Annotated in this window: 21 protein-coding genes; 4 read left to right on the forward strand and 17 right to left on the reverse strand. The window is 62.5% G+C overall.

The window, feature by feature from the left end:
- Positions 1-65: 65 nt before the first annotated feature.
- From cyoE to MOV80_RS06680, 14 genes are all read right to left on the reverse strand, one after another.
- Complete coding sequence (cyoE, locus tag MOV80_RS06615) at positions 66-971, reverse strand: heme o synthase (protein ID WP_039754342.1); 906 nt, start codon at positions 969-971, stop codon at positions 66-68.
- Positions 972-993: 22 nt separating this feature from the next.
- Entirely contained in the window at positions 994-1314 is a 321-nt protein-coding gene (gene cyoD, locus MOV80_RS06620) for a cytochrome o ubiquinol oxidase subunit IV (RefSeq protein WP_043591087.1), read from the reverse strand.
- Positions 1311-1925: a cytochrome o ubiquinol oxidase subunit III gene (cyoC, locus tag MOV80_RS06625; RefSeq protein WP_019100421.1), complete on the reverse strand. Its 615-nt coding sequence runs from the start codon at positions 1923-1925 to the stop codon at positions 1311-1313. Before cyoC ends, cyoD begins: the two co-directional genes overlap by 4 nt.
- Positions 1926-1940: 15 nt before the next feature.
- Complete coding sequence (gene cyoB / locus MOV80_RS06630; protein ID WP_118268286.1) at positions 1941-3983, reverse strand: cytochrome o ubiquinol oxidase subunit I; 2043 nt, start codon at positions 3981-3983, stop codon at positions 1941-1943.
- 7 nt (positions 3984-3990) lie between these two features.
- Positions 3991-4926 (reverse strand): ubiquinol oxidase subunit II, encoded by a 936-nt coding sequence (gene cyoA / locus MOV80_RS06635; RefSeq protein WP_324606830.1) that lies wholly within the window; start codon positions 4924-4926, stop codon positions 3991-3993.
- Positions 4927-5649: 723 nt separating this feature from the next.
- Entirely contained in the window at positions 5650-7566 is a 1917-nt protein-coding gene (locus tag MOV80_RS06640) for a PRD domain-containing protein (protein ID WP_107731521.1), read from the reverse strand.
- Positions 7567-7612: 46 nt separating this feature from the next.
- Positions 7613-8347, reverse strand: coding sequence for a KDGP aldolase family protein (locus MOV80_RS06645; protein ID WP_118268287.1), 735 nt, complete (start codon positions 8345-8347; stop codon positions 7613-7615).
- Complete coding sequence (locus MOV80_RS06650) at positions 8344-9462, reverse strand: DgaE family pyridoxal phosphate-dependent ammonia lyase (protein WP_118268288.1); 1119 nt, start codon at positions 9460-9462, stop codon at positions 8344-8346. Before MOV80_RS06650 ends, MOV80_RS06645 begins: the two co-directional genes overlap by 4 nt.
- On the reverse strand, positions 9446-10579 hold the full coding sequence (locus tag MOV80_RS06655; protein ID WP_249604947.1) for an amidohydrolase/deacetylase family metallohydrolase: 1134 nt from the start codon (positions 10577-10579) through the stop codon (positions 9446-9448). The genes MOV80_RS06650 and MOV80_RS06655 overlap by 17 nt, the downstream gene beginning before the upstream one ends.
- 10 nt (positions 10580-10589) lie before the next feature.
- Positions 10590-11243, reverse strand: a complete 654-nt coding sequence (locus tag MOV80_RS06660; protein WP_019101591.1) for a DUF4310 family protein — start codon at positions 11241-11243, stop codon at positions 10590-10592.
- A gap of 17 nt (positions 11244-11260) precedes the next feature.
- On the reverse strand, positions 11261-12037 hold the full coding sequence (locus MOV80_RS06665) for a DUF4311 domain-containing protein (protein WP_019101592.1): 777 nt from the start codon (positions 12035-12037) through the stop codon (positions 11261-11263).
- A gap of 35 nt (positions 12038-12072) precedes the next feature.
- Entirely contained in the window at positions 12073-12375 is a 303-nt protein-coding gene (locus tag MOV80_RS06670; protein ID WP_019101593.1) for a DUF4312 family protein, read from the reverse strand.
- Between the two features lie 3 nt (positions 12376-12378).
- Entirely contained in the window at positions 12379-12741 is a 363-nt protein-coding gene (locus MOV80_RS06675) for an SFCGS family glycine-rich protein (RefSeq protein ID WP_043642128.1), read from the reverse strand.
- A 39-nt stretch (positions 12742-12780) separates the two neighbouring features.
- Complete coding sequence (locus tag MOV80_RS06680) at positions 12781-13113, reverse strand: hypothetical protein (protein WP_081574177.1); 333 nt, start codon at positions 13111-13113, stop codon at positions 12781-12783.
- A gap of 207 nt (positions 13114-13320) precedes the next feature.
- On the opposite strand from MOV80_RS06680, the gene rstA reads away from it, so the two are divergent.
- The 4 genes from rstA to MOV80_RS06700 all read left to right on the forward strand — a co-directional run bounded on the left by rstA (position 13321) and on the right by MOV80_RS06700 (position 17258).
- On the forward strand, positions 13321-14040 hold the full coding sequence (gene rstA / locus MOV80_RS06685; protein WP_043591144.1) for a two-component system response regulator RstA: 720 nt from the start codon (positions 13321-13323) through the stop codon (positions 14038-14040).
- Positions 14041-14046: 6 nt separating this feature from the next.
- Complete coding sequence (rstB, locus tag MOV80_RS06690; RefSeq protein WP_019101597.1) at positions 14047-15318, forward strand: two-component system sensor histidine kinase RstB; 1272 nt, start codon at positions 14047-14049, stop codon at positions 15316-15318.
- A 147-nt stretch (positions 15319-15465) separates the two neighbouring features.
- On the forward strand, positions 15466-16362 hold the full coding sequence (locus MOV80_RS06695) for a hypothetical protein (protein WP_118268290.1): 897 nt from the start codon (positions 15466-15468) through the stop codon (positions 16360-16362).
- Positions 16363-16451: 89 nt separating this feature from the next.
- The gene (locus MOV80_RS06700) at positions 16452-17258 is read left to right on the forward strand and encodes a trypsin-like serine protease (RefSeq protein WP_107731520.1); all 807 of its coding nucleotides are present in this window, start codon (positions 16452-16454) and stop codon (positions 17256-17258) included.
- Positions 17259-17302: 44 nt separating this feature from the next.
- Here MOV80_RS06700 and rph read toward each other — a convergent pair whose 3' ends face one another.
- The 3 genes from rph to MOV80_RS06715 all read right to left on the reverse strand — a co-directional run bounded on the left by rph (position 17303) and on the right by MOV80_RS06715 (position 19929).
- Positions 17303-18019 (reverse strand): ribonuclease PH, encoded by a 717-nt coding sequence (rph, locus tag MOV80_RS06705; RefSeq protein ID WP_051002765.1) that lies wholly within the window; start codon positions 18017-18019, stop codon positions 17303-17305.
- A 64-nt stretch (positions 18020-18083) separates the two neighbouring features.
- Entirely contained in the window at positions 18084-18965 is an 882-nt protein-coding gene (locus MOV80_RS06710; protein ID WP_019103807.1) for a protein phosphatase 2C domain-containing protein, read from the reverse strand.
- Positions 18966-18978: 13 nt separating this feature from the next.
- A complete protein-coding gene (locus tag MOV80_RS06715; RefSeq protein ID WP_019103808.1) occupies positions 18979-19929 on the reverse strand; it encodes a serine/threonine-protein kinase in 951 nt (316 codons plus the stop codon).
- Positions 19930-19967: the final 38 nt, after the last annotated feature.

Here is a 19967-nt window from a genome sequence, read left to right on the forward strand (position 1 = left end):
TCTAGCCGCTCAGCCATGAAAAAAGCGCGGGCCACGGCCCGCGCTTTGTCTTGGCTTGCTGACGTTCAGGACTGCGCGGTAGCGCTCAGGCCGGCCAGTTGTTGGCGTTCCGGCTGCCGGAAATCCACCGCCATCATCACGGATAGCGCGGTGATGGTGATGATGGAAAAGAAGAACACCTGACGCGCCCAGACGCGGTCGTCGGTGCTGCTCTTGTAGCCGGACAAGGCCATCTTCAGCCACCACAGGCTGGTGGCTCCGGCCACCGCCAGATAGCCGTAGCCGGCGTATCCGCCGAAAGCCAGCATCGCGGTGGCGGCGCCGAAGGCCAGGATGTAAAGCACGATCTGCCGCTTGGCGCTGGAAATGCCCTTGACCACCGGCAACACCGGAATCCCCGCCGCCTGGTAATCCTGCAGGCGGAAGATGGCGATGGCGTAGGAATGCGGCATCTGCCACAGACAGAACATCAGCAGCAGGATAGCCGCGCCGGCGTCGAAACGGCCGGTCACCGCGCAGTAGCCGGCCACCGGCGGCACCGCGCCGGACAAGCTGCCCACCAGGGTGCCGTACACCGAATGGCGCTTCATATAGAGGCTGTACACCCCCACATAGATGACGAAGCCGAACAGCACGCAGCCGAAGGCCAGCGGATTGGTCCAGCGCCACAGCGCGTAGAAGCCGGCCAGGCCGAGCAGCAGGCCGTGAGCCAGCGCCGCCCGGGTGCTCATCGCGCCGGTGACCAGCACCCGCTTGCGGGTACGGGCCATCTTGGCGTCGATGTCCTGGTCTATGCAGTTGTTGATCGCACAGCCGGACGCCACCACCAGCGAGAGGCCGGCCAGCGTGGCCAGCAGCAAGCTCCAGTCAACCCGGCCCTGGGCCGCCAGCAGAAAGCCGCCGACGGCCGAGATCAGGTTGCCGAAGATGATGCCCGGCTTGGTCACCTGCAAATAGCGCTTGAATTTCAAGGCGGTCTCTCTCAACGCCGTCTCAACGCATCATCAGCGCGTCGGCGGTGTAGATGATCCAGATCGACAGCCCGACCAGCAGCACGATCACCATGCCGGTGAACAGGAAGGACATGGTGTTGAGCTTGCCCTCCTTGCTGAAGTCCAGGTGCAGGAAATACTTCAGATGCACCACGATCTGCACCACCGCCAGCGCGAAGATGCCGATGGCCGTCGCCTGCGGCGTGAAGGCACCGCCCATCACCATCCAGAACGGAATGGCGGTGAGCACCACCGACAGCAGGAAGCCGATCAGATAGCTTTTCACGCTGCCGTGCGCGGCGTGTTCATGTGCCTGGCTCATCCCATGGCTCCTTTCAGGTAGACGACGGTGAACACGCAAATCCACACGATGTCGAGGAAGTGCCAGAACAGCGACAGGCAGTTCAGGCGCGTCATCGCGCGGCCGGTCAGGCCGGTCTTGGCCACTTCCATCATCATCACCGCCATCCAGATCAGGCCGGCGGTCACGTGCAGGCCGTGCAGACCCACCAGGCCGAAGAAGGCCGACAGGAAGGCGCTGACCTGCGGTCCGTGGCCCTCGGAGATCAGGTGATGAAACTCGTTGATTTCCAGGCCGATGAAGGCGGCGCCAAACAGGAAGGTCATGCCCAGCCAGCCCAGCACTGCGGATTTATTGCCCTTCTGACCGGCGATCATCGCAAAGCCGTAGGTGATGGAGGACAGCAGCAGCGCCGCGGTTTCCACCAGCACGTATTGCAGATCGAAGATATCCTTGCCGGACACGCCTTCCGCCACATTGCGGAACAGCACGGCGTAAGCCGCGAACGCGCTGGCGAACAGGATGCAGTCGGTCATCAGGTAGAACCAGAAGCCCAGCACGGTTTGCGAACCGCTGTCGTGGTGCTCGTGGTCCTCATGCGCTTCGTGCGCGTCTTTTACATAAGTCGTCATGTCGGATTCAGCCCCTTACGCGGTGGTGGTCGGACGCACAGCCTTTTGCGGCTGGGCCGGATCACGCTCGGTGTAGTTGTCCACGTCGATGCCCAGCTTCTCGAAGCGCTCGCGCTCGATGGCTTCCACTTCCTCCGGCTGCACGTAGTAGTCCAGGTCGTTGTCGTAGGCGCGCGCCAGCATGCAGCCAACGATGCCCACCAGGCCAACGATGGCCAACCACCAGATATGCCAGATCAAGGCGAAGCCCAGCACCGTGGTAAAGCCGCCGATGTAGACGCCCACCGCGGTGTTCTTGGGCATGTGGATAGGCTCGTAGGACTTCGGCACCGCATAGGCCACGCCTTTTTCCTTCATGTCGGTGAAGGCGTCGATGTCATGCACCACCGGCAGCTTGGCAAAGTTGTAGAACGGCGCCGGCGACGAGGTGGACCACTCCAGGGTATGGCCGTTCCACGGGTCGCCGCTGACGTCGGCCAGCTTCTTGCGGTCGCGGATGCTAACCGCGATCTGCAGCAGTTGGCAGGCGATGCCGCAGGCGATCAACAGCGCGCCGAACAGCGCCAGGTACAACCACGGCTCCCATTCAGGATTGGTGGTGTAGTTCAGGCGGCGGGTCATGCCGAGGAAGCCCAACACATACAGCGGCATGAAGGCGAACATGAAGCCGATCTGCCAGAACCAGAACGAGGCCTTGCCCAGTTTCGGGTTCAACTTGAAACCAAACACTTTCGGGAACCAGAAGGTCACGCCGGCCAAGTAGCCGAACACCGCGCCGCCGATAATGGTGTTGTGGAAGTGGGCGATCAGGAACAGGCTGTTGTGCAGCACGAAGTCCGCGCCCGGCACCGCCATCAACACGCCGGTCATGCCGCCGATGGAGAAGGTGACCATGAAACCCAGCGTCCACAGGATGGGAGTTTCAAAGCGCAGGCGGCCGCGGTAGATGGTGAATAACCAGTTGAACAGCTTCACCCCGGTCGGGATCGAAATGATCATGGTCGCGATGCCGAAGAAGGCGTTGACGCTGGCGCCGGAACCCATGGTGAAGAAGTGATGCAGCCACACCATGAAGCCCAGGATGGAGATCGCGCCGCTGGCGTAGATCATCGACTTGTGGCCGAAAAGGCGCTTGCCGGTGAAGGTGGACACCACCTCGGAGAAAATGCCGAAGGCGGGCAGCACCAGAATGTACACCTCGGGGTGACCCCAGGCCCAGAACAGGTTCAGATACATCATGGCGTTGCCGCCGGCTTCCGCGGTGAAGAAATGGAAATCCAGGTAACGGTCCAGGCTCAGCATGGCCAGCGCGCCGGTCAGGATGGGGAAGGAACTGGCGATCAGCACATTGGCCCAGGTGCAGGTCCAGGTGAAGATGGGCATGTCCATCAGCTTCATGCCCGGAGCGCGCATCTTGATCACGGTGACCAGGAAGTTGATCGCTGTCAGCGTCGTCCCTATCCCTGATATCTGCAAGGCCCAGGTGTAGTAATCCACCCCCACGTCCGGACTAAAGGCGATGCCGGCCAAGGGCGGATAGGCCACCCAGCCGGTGCGGGCGAAGTTGCCCACGCCCAACGACAGGTTGACCAGAACCACCGCCGCCACCAGCAACCAGAAGCTCAGCGAGTTCAGGAAGGGGAAGGCCACGTCGCGCGCGCCGATCTGCAGCGGCACCACGATGTTCATCAGGCCCGTCATGAACGGCATCGCCATGAAAATGATCATGATCACGCCGTGGGCGGTGAAGATCTGATCGTAGTGATCGGGCGGCAGCACGCCATGGCTGCCGCCGGTGGCGATGGCCAGTTGCGCGCGCATCATCAGCGCGTCGGCGAAGCCGCGCAGCAACATGATCATGGCGACGATGATGTACATCACGCCGATCTTCTTGTGATCGACCGAAGTCAGCCACTCATGCCACAGATAGCCCCATTTGCCCATTTTGGAGATCAGGGCCACCAGCATCAGCCCGATCAGGCCGGCGCCGCCCAGCGCGCCCATCACGATGGGTTCGTGGAAAGGGATGGCGTCCAGCGTCAGTTTGCCTAACAGCATGTCTTGATTACTCCTTCACCGTCAGCGGTTCACACAGGCTCTTGGCCAGCGCGGCCAGCTTGACGTCGGCCTCGGTGGCGGCCAGCGAGGTGCGGCCGGTCATGTATTTGTGCAACACGCCCTGGAACAGATAGGGGGTGACGGCGCCGTAATAGGTCACCGGGTTCTTTTCGCTAGGCAGCACCAGGCCGCGATAGCCGTTCACGTCCAGCGTCTTGCCGGAAGCCTTGACCTTGGCCACCCAGGCATCGAACTCAGCCGGCGTCTTGGTGGCGACGGCGTTGAACTTCATGCCGGAGAAGCCGGCGCCGCTGTAATTGGCGGAGAAGCCCTTGTACACGCCCGGCTCATGCGCCAGCAGATGCAACTGGGTCTGCATGCCGGCCATCGCGTAAATCTGGCCGCCCAATTGCGGGATGAAGAAGGAGTTCATCGCCGCGTCGGAAGTGATCTTGAAATTCACCGGCACATTGCTGGGGAAGGCCAACTCGTTGATCGTGGCGATCTGCTGTTCCGGGTAGATGAACAACCATTTCCAGTTCAACGCCACCACCTGCACCTCGATCGGCTTCTGATCCGAATCCAGCGGGCGGTACGGGTCCAGCTTGTGGGTGGTTTCCCAGGTGAGCACGGCAAGGAAGGCGATGATGATGCAGGGAATCAGCCAGACCACCAGCTCGATCTTGGTCGAGTGCGACCATTTGGGCTCGTAGACGGCGTCCTTGTTGCTGGCTCGGTACTTCCAGGCGAAGAACAGGGTCATCACGATCACCGGGATGACCACCAGCAGCATCAGCGCGGTTGCCGTGATGATCAGGGACTTCTGCTCCGCCGCCACCGGGCCCTTGGGGTCAAGGATTCCGCCTTGACACCCGGCGAGCAGCAACGCCGAAGCAACAGCAAGTCCCCGCCACAGGCGTGAGGGTCTTTGGTTTCTCATCATTTACGACTTTACGGGTTGAACATTCTTGTTATCTCGCCCGGGCGCTACGGCTGCGCGCCATCGGCCCCGGCGGCGGTAATCCAGGCCCGGCTCATGACCGGACGGCAACAGCGAGCCCTTGCGCGGCCGACGGCCATGCAAATGCTATCGTCATAATAAAAAACAATGCGGAACTCGCAGCGCGAGCTGATCAAAATCGAAAGGTCGGTATGATCAATCGACAGGGGCGACGTGAATCGCTCCAAGTGGATGACGCGACAGGAGAGCGGCGACAGCCGGCTTTCTCCTGCTGGGACATCACAACGCTGACAGCCGGCGAACCCTCGGGCGGAGACGCGTCTTCCAGCGGGCAAGCGGCCCTGGACGGCGCAGAAAGCGGCGGGAGCATCCCGGTTGTGAAGCCAGGCGGCGCTATTAAAAACAGTTCGCCCCCAACTTTCAAGGGCAAATTTGATCCAGGTTAATGGCCGCCCGCAGGACAAAACCAGATCACTTGTTACAGATCAATGACGAAAATAACGCCCAAGCTCAGACATGGCGTGATCTAGAACGAAAGCATGAAGTAAATACTCGAACATATATACAGTTTCAAACTGTTACAAAAAAGCCGGAACTCCCCCCTTTGCGGTGCACAAAAACAACGCGATTCAACACAAATCGCAACAAAAACATAAACCAAACCGTATGGATTGACAGCCGCGGGAAAAGCCCTTCCCGCGTGCTTCAGGACTCAGGCAGGCATAGCAAGGCATTGCGCAGAAACTCTTCGAAGCTGCGGCTTTCCACCAGCCGAACGCCGGCGCGCTGGCGCATGAAGGAAACGAACAGTTCGTAGATCGCCATCGCCTCCTCGTACTCGGTCTTGCTGATCGCCAGCAGAAAAATCACCCGCGCCACGCTGCCCTCGCCCCAGGCGACGCCGTGCGGCGCGATGATGGTGCACACCGTGGTTTTGCGCGCCAGCAGACCCAGCGAGTGCGGCAAGGCGATACCGTCCCCCAGCATGGTGCTGAGAATGTCCTCACGCTCGCGCACCGAAGGCAGGAAATCGGCGTCGACATAGCCCTCCTCGCGCAACTGCCCGCAAACACGCTCGAACAAGGCCTGCTGGCTCAGTCCCGCTTCCGCCACCCAGAAATGCTTGGCGGAAAAATAGCGTTCCAACATATAAGGCCGGGTACGGTCCACCGCCACCAGCCGCGCCAATTGCTCCAACTGGTAATCCGATGGAAACGGCGACAGCAGCGCCACGGGCTTGCGCTTGTCTTCCAAGCGCACCGTGGACACCACGAAATCCGCGCTCACATGCTCCAGCGCCTCGTATTCCTGACAGGACAAGGAGGCGCATACCTCCAACTGCGGGAAACGGCGCCGCAACACCGCCTCCAACGTGCGCAGCGTGGCGTTGCCGCCGTCGCACACCAGCAGGGCCTGCGGCCGGCGCAGATAGCCGATCTGGTAATGGCGCTCCAGCCCCACGCCGATGTGCAGCACCAGATAGCCGATCTCATTTTCCGAGATCCGGTACGGCGAGTGCTTGGCCCAGCTAGACACCGCCGCCAGCGTGAAGTCGTAGGCCAGCGCGTAATGCTGCTTGATGTCGGCCAACACCGGATTGGGCAGGTTAATCTGGTAACGCACCCGGGTGATCATGGTTTTAACGTGGGTGATCAAGTCCTCTCGCAATTGCCGGTCGGCGCGCAGATCGTAACGGTAATGGCGGTTGATGTAGTCGAGGATGTAGCAGACCAAGGCGTCGGCGTCGTCGGCGTTGATCGCGCTGGGCAACATGCCGGTCAGGCTGCGCGCGGCGATGTTGACGCAGAGAAAGGCCCGCTCGGCGGCGGCGATTTCCACTCCGCTCATGCGCCTCAGCAGGCCGACGATATGCGTGGCGGCCTGATCCACCGCCGGCAGCGTCTCCTCGCCGCAGAAGTCCTGCAGCGGAAAACCGTCGACGATGCGCTTGGCCGCCACCGCGCAATAAAAGGTCAGAAACTGAGCGCCATCGTCGCTGAGACGGACGCCGGCGCGGCTCAAACAGCCCGGCAGGCCAGCCCGCACCGTCGCCAGCGCGTCGGCCAGCACCAGGTCAGCGCTCAACAGCGGGTGGTCCGGCCGCTCCGCCGCCAGTTGCGCCAATAGATCGCTAAGGCAGACGCGGATGGAGGATTCCGCGCCCAACAGCTTCATGCCGTAGTGCGGCTTGGCCTCTATGCTCAGACCGTAAGCGGCCAGACGCTCGCGCGCCTCGGCCATGTCCGTCTGCAAGGTGGCGCGGCTGACGCACCAGGCGTCGGCCAGATCTTGCAGCTTCAAGGCGTAGGCGGAGCCGAGAAACTGCGCCAGCAGATAATGCACCCGCTCGCCGGCCTGGCGCGGAATGGCGCGGTCGCTGCCGGCCTGCGGCCGCACCCGCTGGAAGCGTTCCGGGTCGTCGGCCTGCAGCCGGTAGCCCTCGCCGCGCTTGAGCACAAAGCGCGCGCCGTGCTCGGCCAGAATGGCGTTGAGCGCGTCGATGTCGTTGCGCACGGTGCGAGTGGACACCGCCAACCGACGCGCCAGTTCTTCCTGCGGCAGCGCTTCCGCCTGCAGGGCGGCAAAGGCCTGTGCCAGCCGTTGATAGGGGAATTTGACCATGAGCCTCTTTCTTGAACCCATCCGCGCCCGGCCTCCCCGGACGCGTCTACAACAAGGCTTTCACCATTGACAGCAGCCGCTCAACGTCGCCCGGCCGAGTTTCGCCGTTCGCGTCGATGATGGAGCTGTACACATGCGGAATCACCTTGGGCACGCCGGCCTCCAGCGCCAGGCGGACGATCTCGCTGAAGTTCTCCAGCGAGATGCCGCCGGTGGGCTCCAGCCAGAAATCATGGCGCGCGCAGGCTTCCGCCACCGCCAGGTACTCGTCGCGGCAGTCCAGCCCGCCCATAGGAAAGTACTTGATCGAACTGCCGCCCATATCCTTGAGCATGGCGATGGCGGTGTCCACCGGCGCCGCGCAAACGGGCGATTCCGCGCTGAGCGGACCGGTGGACACCTTCACCAAGCCAGGAATGCCGCTGGGCGAAACCAGGCCGTTGACCACGGTACGCGCCTGGCCCAGCAGCGCGCGGCTGGAGCCGACGCCGGTGAACACCTGATTGACGTGCTGCGGCTGCACTTGGCCGGCAATGGCGCTGACCATGTCCGACTGGCGCGGATCGCCGGCGCCCAGCCCCACCGACAAGGCGTTGTCGATCAAGGCCGCGTATTCGCGCATGTCGGCAACCGCGCTGTCCACATCGGCGTAGTTCTTCGACAAGACCCCCACCAATACGTGTCCTTCCGCCGCCTGGTGGATATCTCTGGCATTGTGCTTGCTTCCCGCCAACACATTCAAGCAAACGCGGTCTTGATAAAAATGGGGTTCCAGTTTCATGCTTGTTCTCCCGTCAGCAAGCGGCGGATGCGCGCGCTGATCTGTTCCAGCTGGGCGGCGTCCACGCTGCGCGCGTCCACTTCCAGCTTGCCCTCGTTAGCCCGGTATTCCCGGAAATAAATGGCGATGTCGCCCTGTTTCAGCGCGGTGGCCGCGGCGGCCGCGCTGAGGCCGGACGCGGCGGCGTCAAAAGCGATCTCGGCGCGAGCGATGTCGCGGCCGGCGGCGTCCCAGACCAGCCGCGCGCTCACGCCGGCCAGTTGGTTCAGGCCGGCGATGAAGGGCTGCAGCCGTTCCGCCATGGCCGCTCCGCTTTCCTTGTCCTGTTTGAGATAGCGTTCGATCGCGCAGGTCAGGCCCAGGATGCCCTCCTTGCCCACCTTCATCGCCCGGCCTATGCCCTGGCTTTGCAGCTTGACCCATTCCACATACTGGCGGCGGCCCAGCACCAGGCCGCTGGTCGGCCCCTCAATCGCCTTGGCTCCGCTGTAGATCACCAGGTCAGCCCCTTGCAGGTAGTAGGCGCGCAAGTCCTCCTCCGCCGCCGCATCGACGATCAGCGGCACATGGCGGCGGCGCGCCACCTCGGCGGCCTCAGCCACGCTGAGCACGCTTTTCTGCAAGGCGTGATGCGACTTGATGTACAGAATGGCGGCCGTGTCGGGCCCCACCGCGGCCTCAAGCTGCGCGGCCGAACACTCATTGCCCCAGCCGGCTTCCACCACCCGACCGCCGCCCAGCGCCACCATGGTGCCGACCGGCGCGCCGAAATTGACGTTGTGCCCTTTGGGCAGCACGATTTCACGCGGCCCGTTGACTGCCTGCGCGTGCAGGTTCACCAGCAGGCGCGGATCATCGCGGACAATGACCGCGGCCACCGACTGAGCAATGCCGGCGGAAGCGCAGGACACCACGGTGGCGGCCTCCACCTCCAGCAAGCGGGCGATGTAGTCGCCGGTTTTGTCGACCAAATCCTTCATCTCGAAATACTGGCCCAGGCCCTGCGCCACCGCGGCCGTCACCTCCGGCGCAGGCGTGGATACGCCAAGCATGGTCATGCGGCCGGAGGCGTTGATCACCGGTCGCAGCTGGTACCGTTCATAGATTGAAGACATGGCAAGCCTTTCCTTGTTCGGTGGGCAGCAAAACGCCGCCCGCCACCGCCGCCAGCGGCACCAGGTTACGCACGCAAGTCAGCGTGTCGCCGTCGCTGTCGCTCAGCGGCCGCGGCGCGGTTTCGATGTCGAAAATGGTGAGATCGGCGTCCGCGCCGACTTCCAGCCGCCCTTTGCCGCTGAGCCGCAGCGTCTCTGCCGGCCGCCGGGTCACGCAGTCCAGCACCCGATCCAGCGGCATGCCCAGGCTCAGGAATTTGGACATCACCACCGCCAGGCCGAACACCGGCCCGCTGACGCGGTTGCGGCAATAGATGTCCGAGCTGATAGTGTCCGGGTACACGCCCAGCGCCATGGCCTCGCGCGCTACGCGGAAACTGAAGCTGGCGCTGCCGTGGCCGACGTCCAGCAACACGCCGCGCTCGATCGCGGCCCGCACCGAGGCGCGCAGCGCGCCGGCGGCGTCCAGGATGCGGTTGGGCTTGCCGTTGAAGCAGTGGGTGACGATATCGCCCGGCTCCAGCCATTCTGCGATCTCGTCCAGCGACGGCGGAGTATTGCCGATGTGCACCATCAGCGGCAGCGGCCCAAAGCGGCGCTGGATCTCCTTGGCCCGCGCCAGCGGCGCGATCCCGTTGGCGCCGACCACGCTGCCGCTCAGCCGAGCCTTGATGCCGACGATGAAATCGCGATGAGCGCGGATCGCCGCGCCCGCCAACGCCACGTCGACATCGTCCAGATTGGCCAATTCATGCTGAGTGGCGAGACCGATGCGCGAAATATTCAACAGCGCGCGCACATCGGTGCGGCAGCCGCCGGCCAGCTCGCGGAAAGCGGCGACATCGTCGGCTCCGACGCTCCCCGCGTCCACTACCGTGGTGACGCCGCCGGCCACGCCCACCTGGTCCGGCTCATCGTGATAAATCGGCGAAGCCGGGTTGCAATGCACATGGCCGTCTATCCAGCCGGCGCTGAGCCGCCAACGGCCATCCAGCCGCACCGTGCGCCGGGCCGGTCCTTCCTGGCGCCCTAGCCCGGCGATCTTGCCGTGGCGGACGGCGACGTCCAGCACCGAGCCATCGGCCAGCAAGGCATCCTTGATCAGCAAGTCATCCATCAGCGCCTCCTCAGGCAATCGCCACCGGGAACAGCGTGCCCAGCAGCATCGCGCCCAGGATGGCACCGCCGGTGATGGGCTTGCCCCACAGATAGAAGACCAGCGCGCCCAGCAGCGAGCCGACGCCGATGGGGATCGACGCCGCCATCGCCGACAGGATGATCAGCGGGCCGAGGAAACGGCCGGAGGAGTTGCCCGCGCCCATCATCACGTCGGCGCCGTAAGTGGAATTGCCCTGATTGATGGTGAATTTGCGCGCGAAAATAATAACCGCGCCGATCAGCAAGCCAATCACCATCCCGGTGGCCAGCGCCGCGCCGAAGTTTTCCACCGGAAACAGAATGCCCGCGCCGAGGAACATCGCCGGAATACCCAGGCCGACGCCGGTCATAATGGCCCCGCCTATATCCAGAATGCCCACCAGCGAGCCTTCTATCACCCGGGCAAAGAGGAAGCTGGCGCCGAAGGCCGCCACCGCGCCGTAAACGCCGGTATCCATGCCCGCTCTCAGCATCGAGACGAAAGCCACCTCGTTGAAAGCACCGATGCCGTAGACGTAATACATATGAGTGCCGGCGAACACGCCGGCGGACAGCAGCCCCACCAAGAGCGGGAAAGACCAATCCGCCAGCCAGAAACCCCCGGTTTGTGCTTGTTCAGTCATCATTCTCTCCTTCAGCCTCAAGCGCCACGCACGGCGGCGTGCAGCAGTTCCAACCAGGACGGTGCGTTCAAGTGGAAGCTGCTGAGCAACTTCAGATCAAAGCCGCGGAAGAAGGCGCTGAGCGCGAACAAGGCCACGATAGCCGCCATCATCAACTTGGTGATCTTGTTCCAGCCGCCCTCGTCCACTCCCTTGCCGATCAGAATGCCCAACACCAGGCCCGGCACGGCATTGCCCATGATCAACTGGGCCAGACCGCCAAACACCGTGCCCCACAAACCGGAGCGACGGCCGGCCTCAATCGCCGCCAGCCAGAAAATCACCGGCATCACGGTATTGACCAGCAGATTGGCCGCGGGCACCAAGACCTTGACCGCGGTGATTTGCAGCGAAGCCGGCACCGCCGAAGCGGTGGTGTTCAGGAAGGCCACCAGCAGCATGCCTATCACCCCGCACACCAAGGCCATCTTGCGCGGGTTGTGCAGGGTCTCCGCCAGGTTGCGGTTGCGCGCCAACAGCGCCGCCGCCCCCCAATGCGGGATCACCCGGTGATCGATGTCCTGGGTGAAAGCCCCGGCCGCCACCGACGAGGCCCAGGCGTTGAAGAAGAAGCCCAGGCCGAAGGAAAAATGCGAGGCCGGATCGCCCTCGCAGGAATTGAGCTCGCCCAGGGTGCGGAAGGCGCCCATGCCCTGGGAAGTCGGCGCGTGGAACATGCGGGCCGCGCCGGCGCCCACCGCAACCCCGACCAGTCCGCCGATCAACAGCGACTTGAGAAGAATGATCAGAAGCATGGCTTCCTCCTCTGGTATGAAACGACAGCCAGCGCCTAAGCTTGGCGCACAGTGAACGGCACGGCCTCGATATCCAGTACGGTCACGCTGACCTCTACCTCCAAGGTGACGGCATAGCTGAGCCGGTCCCGCGGCAGAAAGAAGAACAAAAAGCGCTCGCGACGGCGGACTTCCTCCGCCGCGACCACCGTCACCCGCAGGGGCTCAATGCGCAGCAGCACCTGATGGCCGGCCGCCGTCACCGCGCGCTGCACGCCGGACAAGGCATCGGCGCAAGCCTGCGCCTTGCTGTCGCCGCGGCCACTGACCGTCACGCTGGATTCGAAACGCCTTTGCATCGCTCAGCCGCCGTATTTCTTCAAATAGGCGGCCACCAGCCGCTGCCCCAGCTCTTCCTTGTCCATGAAACCGAACCCGAGCACGGTGTAGCCCTCCTCGATCGCGGTCACGCCCTCCTCCACCGAACGCATGCCGTATTTGGCCTTGTAGCCGTACTTGGTCTGCGCGGTGATCGCGCCGGCGCCGCCGCTGCCGCAGAAGGAAATCCCCAGCTGCGCGCCCTCCGCCTGCATCACGTCGCCCAATTTCATGTCCGCGGCCATGCCCGGAACCACCACCGCGCGCGCGCCGGCGGCTTCCGCCCCCGCGCCCACTTTCTGTCCCTTGCCCAGGCGGTCGCCAATCACTACGGTTATCTGCGTCATGGTCTTCTCCTCTATCTCTCTAGCTTTGCACGGCGGACTTCAGGCCTTGTTCTTGGCCATCTCGAAATGAATGGACAGCAGCAGCGCTTCTTCTTCCGGCAGGTTGCCGAACAGGGCCACCACCGCGGCGGACAAACGCCGCGTAGTGTCCGAGATCTCGTCGAACAGGCTCTTGTCGAAATCCGGCAGGCCCTCTCCGGTCAAGGAACGGCGCGCCATCGCCTGCACATGCGAATCCAGCTTCTGCTGCTGAACCTCGGTCAAATATTTGCCGGCCGCGTCCAGCAAGGCGGGAACCTGCCCCAAGACCTGGTCCGCCAGACGGCGGATAGCGGCCTGGTCGACGGCGATGAGATGGACTTGATCGTTCATGGGGTTTCCTTTGCAAAACGGTTGGCGATGTCGAGAAACTGTAATCAAGCCGCCGCCAACTGTGGACCGGTGGATTTTCCGCTTCGAAACGGAAATCGCCTGCGCGCCAGGCGGGAACAACACCGTCCTGACCGTGCTTGCAGTTGAAGCGCGCGGCGGCTCGGGCGATACTTCGCGGATTGACCACTGAATAGATGGATGCAAGGCATGACTCACCGCATCGTGTTTGTAGAAGACGACGCCGACCTGGCCGAGCTGATCAGCGACTTCCTGTCCCGTCATGAAATGGACGTGGTGGTGGAACCGCGCGGCGACGCCGCGCTGGACACCATAGCCCGCGAAGCGCCGGATCTGGTGCTGCTGGACATCATGCTGCCCGGCAAGGACGGTCTCTCCATCTGCCGCGAGCTGCGCCCCAAGTTTGACGGCCCCATCATCATGCTGACCTCGCTGGACAGCGATATGAACCAGATTCTGGGCCTGGAACTGGGCGCCAACGACTACATTCTGAAAACCACGCCACCCTCCGTGCTGGTAGCGCGGCTGCGCGCCCAATTGCGCAATCTGCGGCCCGCTCCAGCCAACGCCGACGCCTCCGCGCCCAAGTCGGGCACCCGGAAAGTGGTGTTCGGTCAGTTGGCCATAGATCCGATCAGCCGCGACGTGACGCTGGCCAACGAGAAGATTCCGCTGTCCACCTCGGACTTCGATCTGTTGTGGCTGCTGGCCAGCCACGCCGGCGAAACCCTGAACCGCGATATCCTGCTCAAGGAAATGCGCGGCGTCAGCTACGACGGACTGGACCGCAGCATAGATGTGGCCATCTCGCGGCTGCGCAAAAAACTGGGCGACAACCCCAGCGAGCCGTTCCGCATCAAGACCGTGCGCAACCGCGGCTATCTGTTCTCCTTGTCCGGCTGGGAGTAAGCGCGCATGCGCCGATTGTTCATCCAGTTCTACCTGCTGCTGATGACCTGTTTCCTGGTGGCGGTGGTCTTGGTCGGCGCGGTCTACAAACAGGCGGTGGACGATGTGGGCGAGCGCTATCTGTCCGATCTGCTGCGCACCACGCTGTCGCTGATCGAAGCCGACTTGCGCGGCGTGCCGGAAGACCGCTGGAGCGAAACGCTGGCCAACTCCGATCACGGCTTCACCTTCCGCGTCAAAGTGGAAAAAATGAGCAGCTATCTGCTGGACGACGAATCCAAGCAGGCGCTGGACCGCGGCGAAATCGTGATGCTGGAAGACAAATACGTATTCCTGCAAAAACTGGAGGACAGCAACTACCTGTTGGTGGCCGGCCCGCTGCGCTACCTCTTTTTCCTGCATCAGCTCAAATGGTTCGACTACGCGCTGCTGGGCTTCATCGGCCTGTCGCTGGCGATCCCGGTTTTCCTGTGGATGCGTCCGCACTGGCGCGACCTGGTAGCGCTGGAACAGACCGCCGGCAAGCTGGCCAGCGGCAACCTTTCCGCCCGCGTCGACCTGCCGCCGCGCTCCGGCGTCAGCCAGTTGGGCGTCGCCTTCAACCACATGGCCGACAATATCGCCGCGCTGATCAACAGCAAGAAAACGCTGACCAACGCCGTGGCCCATGAGCTGCGCACGCCGCTGGCGCGGCTGCGCTACCGGATGGCACTGCTGGAAGGCGACGAGAGCAGCCCGGAGCGGCAGGCGATCGAACGCGACTTGTCCGCCATCGACAAACTCGTAGAAGAATTGCTGCTGCACGCGCGGCTGGACCGGCCGGAAGCGCCTCTGAAGCTCAGCAGCTTCGACGCCATTCCCTGGGCCAAGGACCGCATCGCCGGCCAAGCCGCGTTGACTCAGGACATTCAATGGCTGGAGCCCGCCGGAGCCAGCTTGGCCATCACCGCCGACGAACACCTGCTGACCCGGGTGCTGGACAACTTCCTGTCCAACGCCCGCCGCCACGCCAACCGCCTGGTGCAAACCAGCATCATCGTCGAGCAGCGCCACTGCATCATCATGGTGGACGACGACGGCCCCGGCATCCCCGAACAGGATCGCAGCCGGGTATTCGACGCCTTCGTGCGGCTGGACGAAAGCCGCGGCCGCAAAACCGGCGGTCATGGTCTGGGCCTGGCCATCGTCGCCGGCATCGCCCGCGCTCACCGAGGAGAAGTCAAAGTGGAAAGCTCGCCGCTGGGCGGCGCGCGCTTCCTGTTCCGCTGGCCGATCTGAACCCCGCCGCCACCCCGCATGTACATTTCGTAACATTGGGATACACAGAGAGCATAGACTCAGCCCCTTGTCATGGTTAGCATTTCGGCCTGAAAAGGACTATGTGTCCACTTTCATACCAATCCAAGAAACTTAGGAGTTTCATAAATGAAAAAGCTGGCTCTGCTTGCTCTGACCGCTGCTTTCAGCCTGGTGTCCGTTAACGGCTTCGCCGCTGAAAAAGCTGCTGCTTCCGCCCCGGTTGCTATCCACAAGGCTAAAAAAGCCGAGAAAAAAGTAGCGAAGAAAGAAGCTTCCGCTGCTCAAAAAGCTCAGGCCGCCAAAGCCGAAGCTTCCGCTCCGAAGGCTAAAAAAGCCAAGAAGCACGTAGCTAAGAAAGAAGCTTCCGCCGCTCAGAAAGCTCAAGCCTCCAAAGCTGAAGCTTCCGCTCCGAAAGCTAAAAAAGCCAAGAAGCACGTAGCCAAGAAAGAAGCTTCCGCCGCTCAGAAAGCTCAAGCCGCTAAAGCCGACGCGTCCGCTCCGAAAGCTAAAAAAGCCAAGAAGCACGCTAAGAAAGAAGCTTCCGCCGCTCAGAAAGCCCAAGCCGCCAAGGCCGACGCTTCCGCTCCGAAAGCTAAAAAAGCCAAGAAGCACGTAGCTAAGAAAGAAGCTTCCGCCGCTCAGAAAGCCCAAGCCGCCAAGGCCGACGCTTCCGCTCCGAAAAAAGCCAAAAAAGCCAAAAAGCACGTAGCTAAGAAAGAAGCTTCCGCTGCTCAGAAAGCTCAAGCCGCTAAAGCCGACGCTTCCGCTCCGGCCAAAAAAGCCGCTAAAAAGCACAAAAAGCACGCTGCTAAGAAAGAAGCTTCCGCTGCTCAGAAAGCCCAGGCCGCTAAAGCCGACGCTTCCGCCCCGGCCAAAAAAGCCGCTAAAAAGCACAAAAAGCACGTAGCCAAGAAAGAGGCTTCCGCTGCTCAGAAAGCCCAAGCCGCTAAGAAAGAAGCTTCCGCTCCGGCCAAGAAAGCCGAGAAGAAAGCTTCCAAAAAAGCTGCTTCCGCTGCCAAGTAATCAGGCGGCGAGCATTGCCGGCACCTCCGGCAATCGCACATAATTCGGGGCGCTTCGGCGCCCCGTTTTCATTTGCAAGGCCACACTCGATGAAACTCCTCCTGCTTGTCCTCAGTCTGCTGCTGGCTCCGCTGGCTTCCGCCGCCCCCAAGATCTCCGCGGAACACAAAGTCCTGTTCTTCGGCCAGGACGACCGCGTCCGCACCCGCCCCGACCATCAACCCTGGCTTGCGGTAGGGCAATTGCAAACTCGTTCGCGCACCATTTGCACCGGTGCGCTAGTGGCCCGCGACGTGGTGCTGACCGCAGGGCATTGCTTTGTTGACGAGAAAGGCCGGTTCGACCCTGCCGTCAGCTTCACCGTCGGCCTGTGGGGCGACGAATACACCGCCCGCAGCAAAATCCTGGAAGTTCAGGTGGACAAGAGCTTCCTCAAAGGCCTGGACCGCCGGGCGGACGGGCTCTACATCCCCCCGCGCATCGCGCCGCGCGACTTCGCCTTCGTGCGCCTGGCCACCCCGCTGGGCGATACCCAGGGCGTATTGCCGGTCTTCAGCGGCAACGCCAAACAGTTGCGCGAACTGCTGAATCAGCAAAGTTGGACGCTGACCCAAGGCGGCTACCCCATCGACGATCAAAAGCACCTTCTGGTGCATAACGCCTGCAAAGCCACCAAACTGCGCCCGGACGGCCGGCTGACGCACCGCTGCGACACCCTGGAGGGCAATAGCGGCTCGCCTGTGTTCGTGATGGGGCCGGGACAGCCCGTGATCGTCGCGGTGCAAAGCTCCGCCCCCGTCGCCGCGCGACGCAAACAAGAAGACAATATGAGCGTCAGCGCGCCGATGTTCTACGATGCGCTGCAGCAGTTCATTCGCAAGAGCGCCAAGCCATGAAAAAAGCCCCGTTTCCGGGGCTTTTTTATTGAACTGGGCTTGACTCACTCCGCCAGCGCTTGGCGCTGCAAAGCCACCAATTCGCCGATTCCGGCGCGCGCCAGGCCCAGCATCGCCTGCAGCTCTTGATCGCCAAACGGCTCGCCTTCAGCCGTGCCCTGCACTTCAACAAAACGGCCGTCGCCGGTCATCACCACATTCATATCGGTGTCGCAGTTGGAGTCTTCCGCGTAATCCAGATCCAAGACCGGCACGCCCTGATACAAGCCGACCGAAATCGCGGCCACCTGGTCGCGCAGCGGATTCTCGCTCAGCTTGCCCTCGCGCAGCAGCAGGCCGATCGCGTCGGCCAAAGCCACATAAGCGCCGGTAATGCTGGCGGTGCGGGTGCCGCCGTCGGCCTGGATCACATCGCAATCAATCTGGATCTGGCGCTCGCCCAACTTCTCCAGATCCACCACCGCGCGCAGCGAACGACCGATCAGGCGCTGGATCTCCTGAGTACGGCCGGACTGCTTGCCGGCGGAAGACTCTCGCCGCATGCGGGAGCCCGTGGAACGCGGCAACATGCCGTACTCGGCCGTTACCCAGCCGCGGCCCTTGCCCTTCAGGAAGCCCGGCACGCCGTCGTCCACGCTGGCGGTGCAAATCACCTTGGTATCGCCAAACTCAATCAACACCGAGCCTTCGGCGTGCTTGAGGTAATGGCGGCTGATCCGCACCGTGCGCAGAGCATCGGCGGGGCGTTGGGAAGGTCGCATCATGTCATCGTCCAGAACGGGAAATGCCGACGATTATAACAGTCGTCGCTGCCGGCGCAGGCGCTCAGTCGTGCTTGCCCGCTACCCGGCTGGCCAGAATCTCCTGATGCATGGTTTCCAGGTTGGAATCCAGAATCATCCGTCCCAGCTGACGCGGTGTCGCCTTCTCGGTGTCAAGCACGTCTTCGCGCTCGCCGTAGTCCTGCGTCTCGTCCAGCAAGGTCACCGCCGCCGCGGACAAATTATCTCCTCCCGCGCCGGCGCGGCGTTCCGCCACATTCATCAACGCCGGCAACACCTGGCTGACGTTTCGTCGGACAAACACCTTTTCCAGTTCGGGGTCCATGACTTGCGACCACAGGCCATCTGAACACAGCAGGATGGAGCACCCCGCGCCCACGCTCTGTTTCTCGCCGACATCGATGTCCGGATCGCTGGCCGCCCCCAGACAGTTGTAGATCTTGTGACGCTCCGGATGCACCTTGGCGGCATCCTCGCTCAACTGGCCCTGATCGATCAGGCGTTGCACCTGAGAATGGTCGCGTGAACGCAGCCGCAGCCCCTTATCATCCAGCAGATAGAGCCGGGAATCGCCTACATGACACCAATACAACTGACCCTGCTGGATGATGGCGGCCACCACCGTGGTACTTGGCACCTCAGGCAGCCTATGATCTGCGGCGTAGTCGAGGATAACCTGATGCGCGGTGCTCACCGCGTTGACCAGAAAACGGTTGGGATGCGTCAAAAGCGGGGTGGCTTGCTGATAGAACAACTCGCTGAGCAGATCAACCGTGATCTGCGCCGCCACCTCTCCACGCAAATGCCCGCCCATGCCGTCCGCCACCGCCAGCATCACGGCATCGCGAGAATGCGCAATCACCAACCTGTCCTGGTTATACGCCCGCCCGCCGATTCGGCTTTCCTGATAAATGGATAGTTTCATGCCGATCCCCTCATCATGAGCGTCCGCCAGTCAGGTTTTTTATCCATCCCACCCACTTACTGCCCGCCAACTCTTCAGGCGGACTGTACTCCTCCGCCATCAGACGCTTTTGCATCCCCGGCACCGTGGCCGGCCTCTCTTCCGGAGACAGCGCCAGGCACTGGTCGGTCAACTCCAGCAACTCGCGGGAATACAAATGACGAAACGCCTTGCTCGCCGGCGTCAGCCTGTCGCTTTCCTTGCGTTCCTTGGAAATCTGCGGCGTACCGCCGCCCATGCAGGCATAAAGACAGGCACCCAAGGCGTAGATGTCAGTCCAGGGCCCAAGCGGCGCATCTTTCTCATACTGCTCGGGCGCAGCGAAACCGGGGGTGTACATCGAGGCGAAATGTTTGTCGCGGCGCGACAAAGTCTGCCTGGCCGCGCCAAAGTCCAGCAATAACGGCGCGCCGTTGCGGCGTACATAGATATTGGCCGGCTTAATGTCCAGATGCAGCAGGCGCTGCAGATGAACTTCGCGCAGCCCGGACAACAGCGCGGCGAACCATTTGCGCAAACGCCGCTCGTCCAGCCGGCCGCCAGCGAGCTCCAACTCGCGCACCAGCGAACGACCGTCGGCATATTCCATCACCATGTAAACCGTCTGATTCGCGCGAAAGAAATTGATCACGCGCACCACGGTGGGGTGGGAAATGCCGGAGAGAATCCGCCCTTCTTCAAAGAAACACTTCAAGCCCAGATTGAAAGCCTCCCGATCCAGCTCGTGCGGCACCGTCACGTGCCCATCCTCGTCCCGCAGCGCCAGATTGCGCGGCAAGTACTCCTTGATCGCGAACTTATTGTCCTGATCGTCCAAGGCCAGATAGACAACGCTGAAGCCGCCCACAGAGAGTTGGCGGACAATCGTGTACTCCCCCAGCCGGGAGCCGGCCGGCAGGGCTGTCTGCTGGTTCGATTGAGTCATGGGATGTCAGTTGTTATAGTGTCCACAGGCCTTGGATT

The sequence above is a fragment of the Chromobacterium sp. IRSSSOUMB001 genome (assembly GCF_023507765.1).
Taxonomy (GTDB): Bacteria; Pseudomonadota; Gammaproteobacteria; order Burkholderiales; family Chromobacteriaceae; genus Chromobacterium; species Chromobacterium haemolyticum.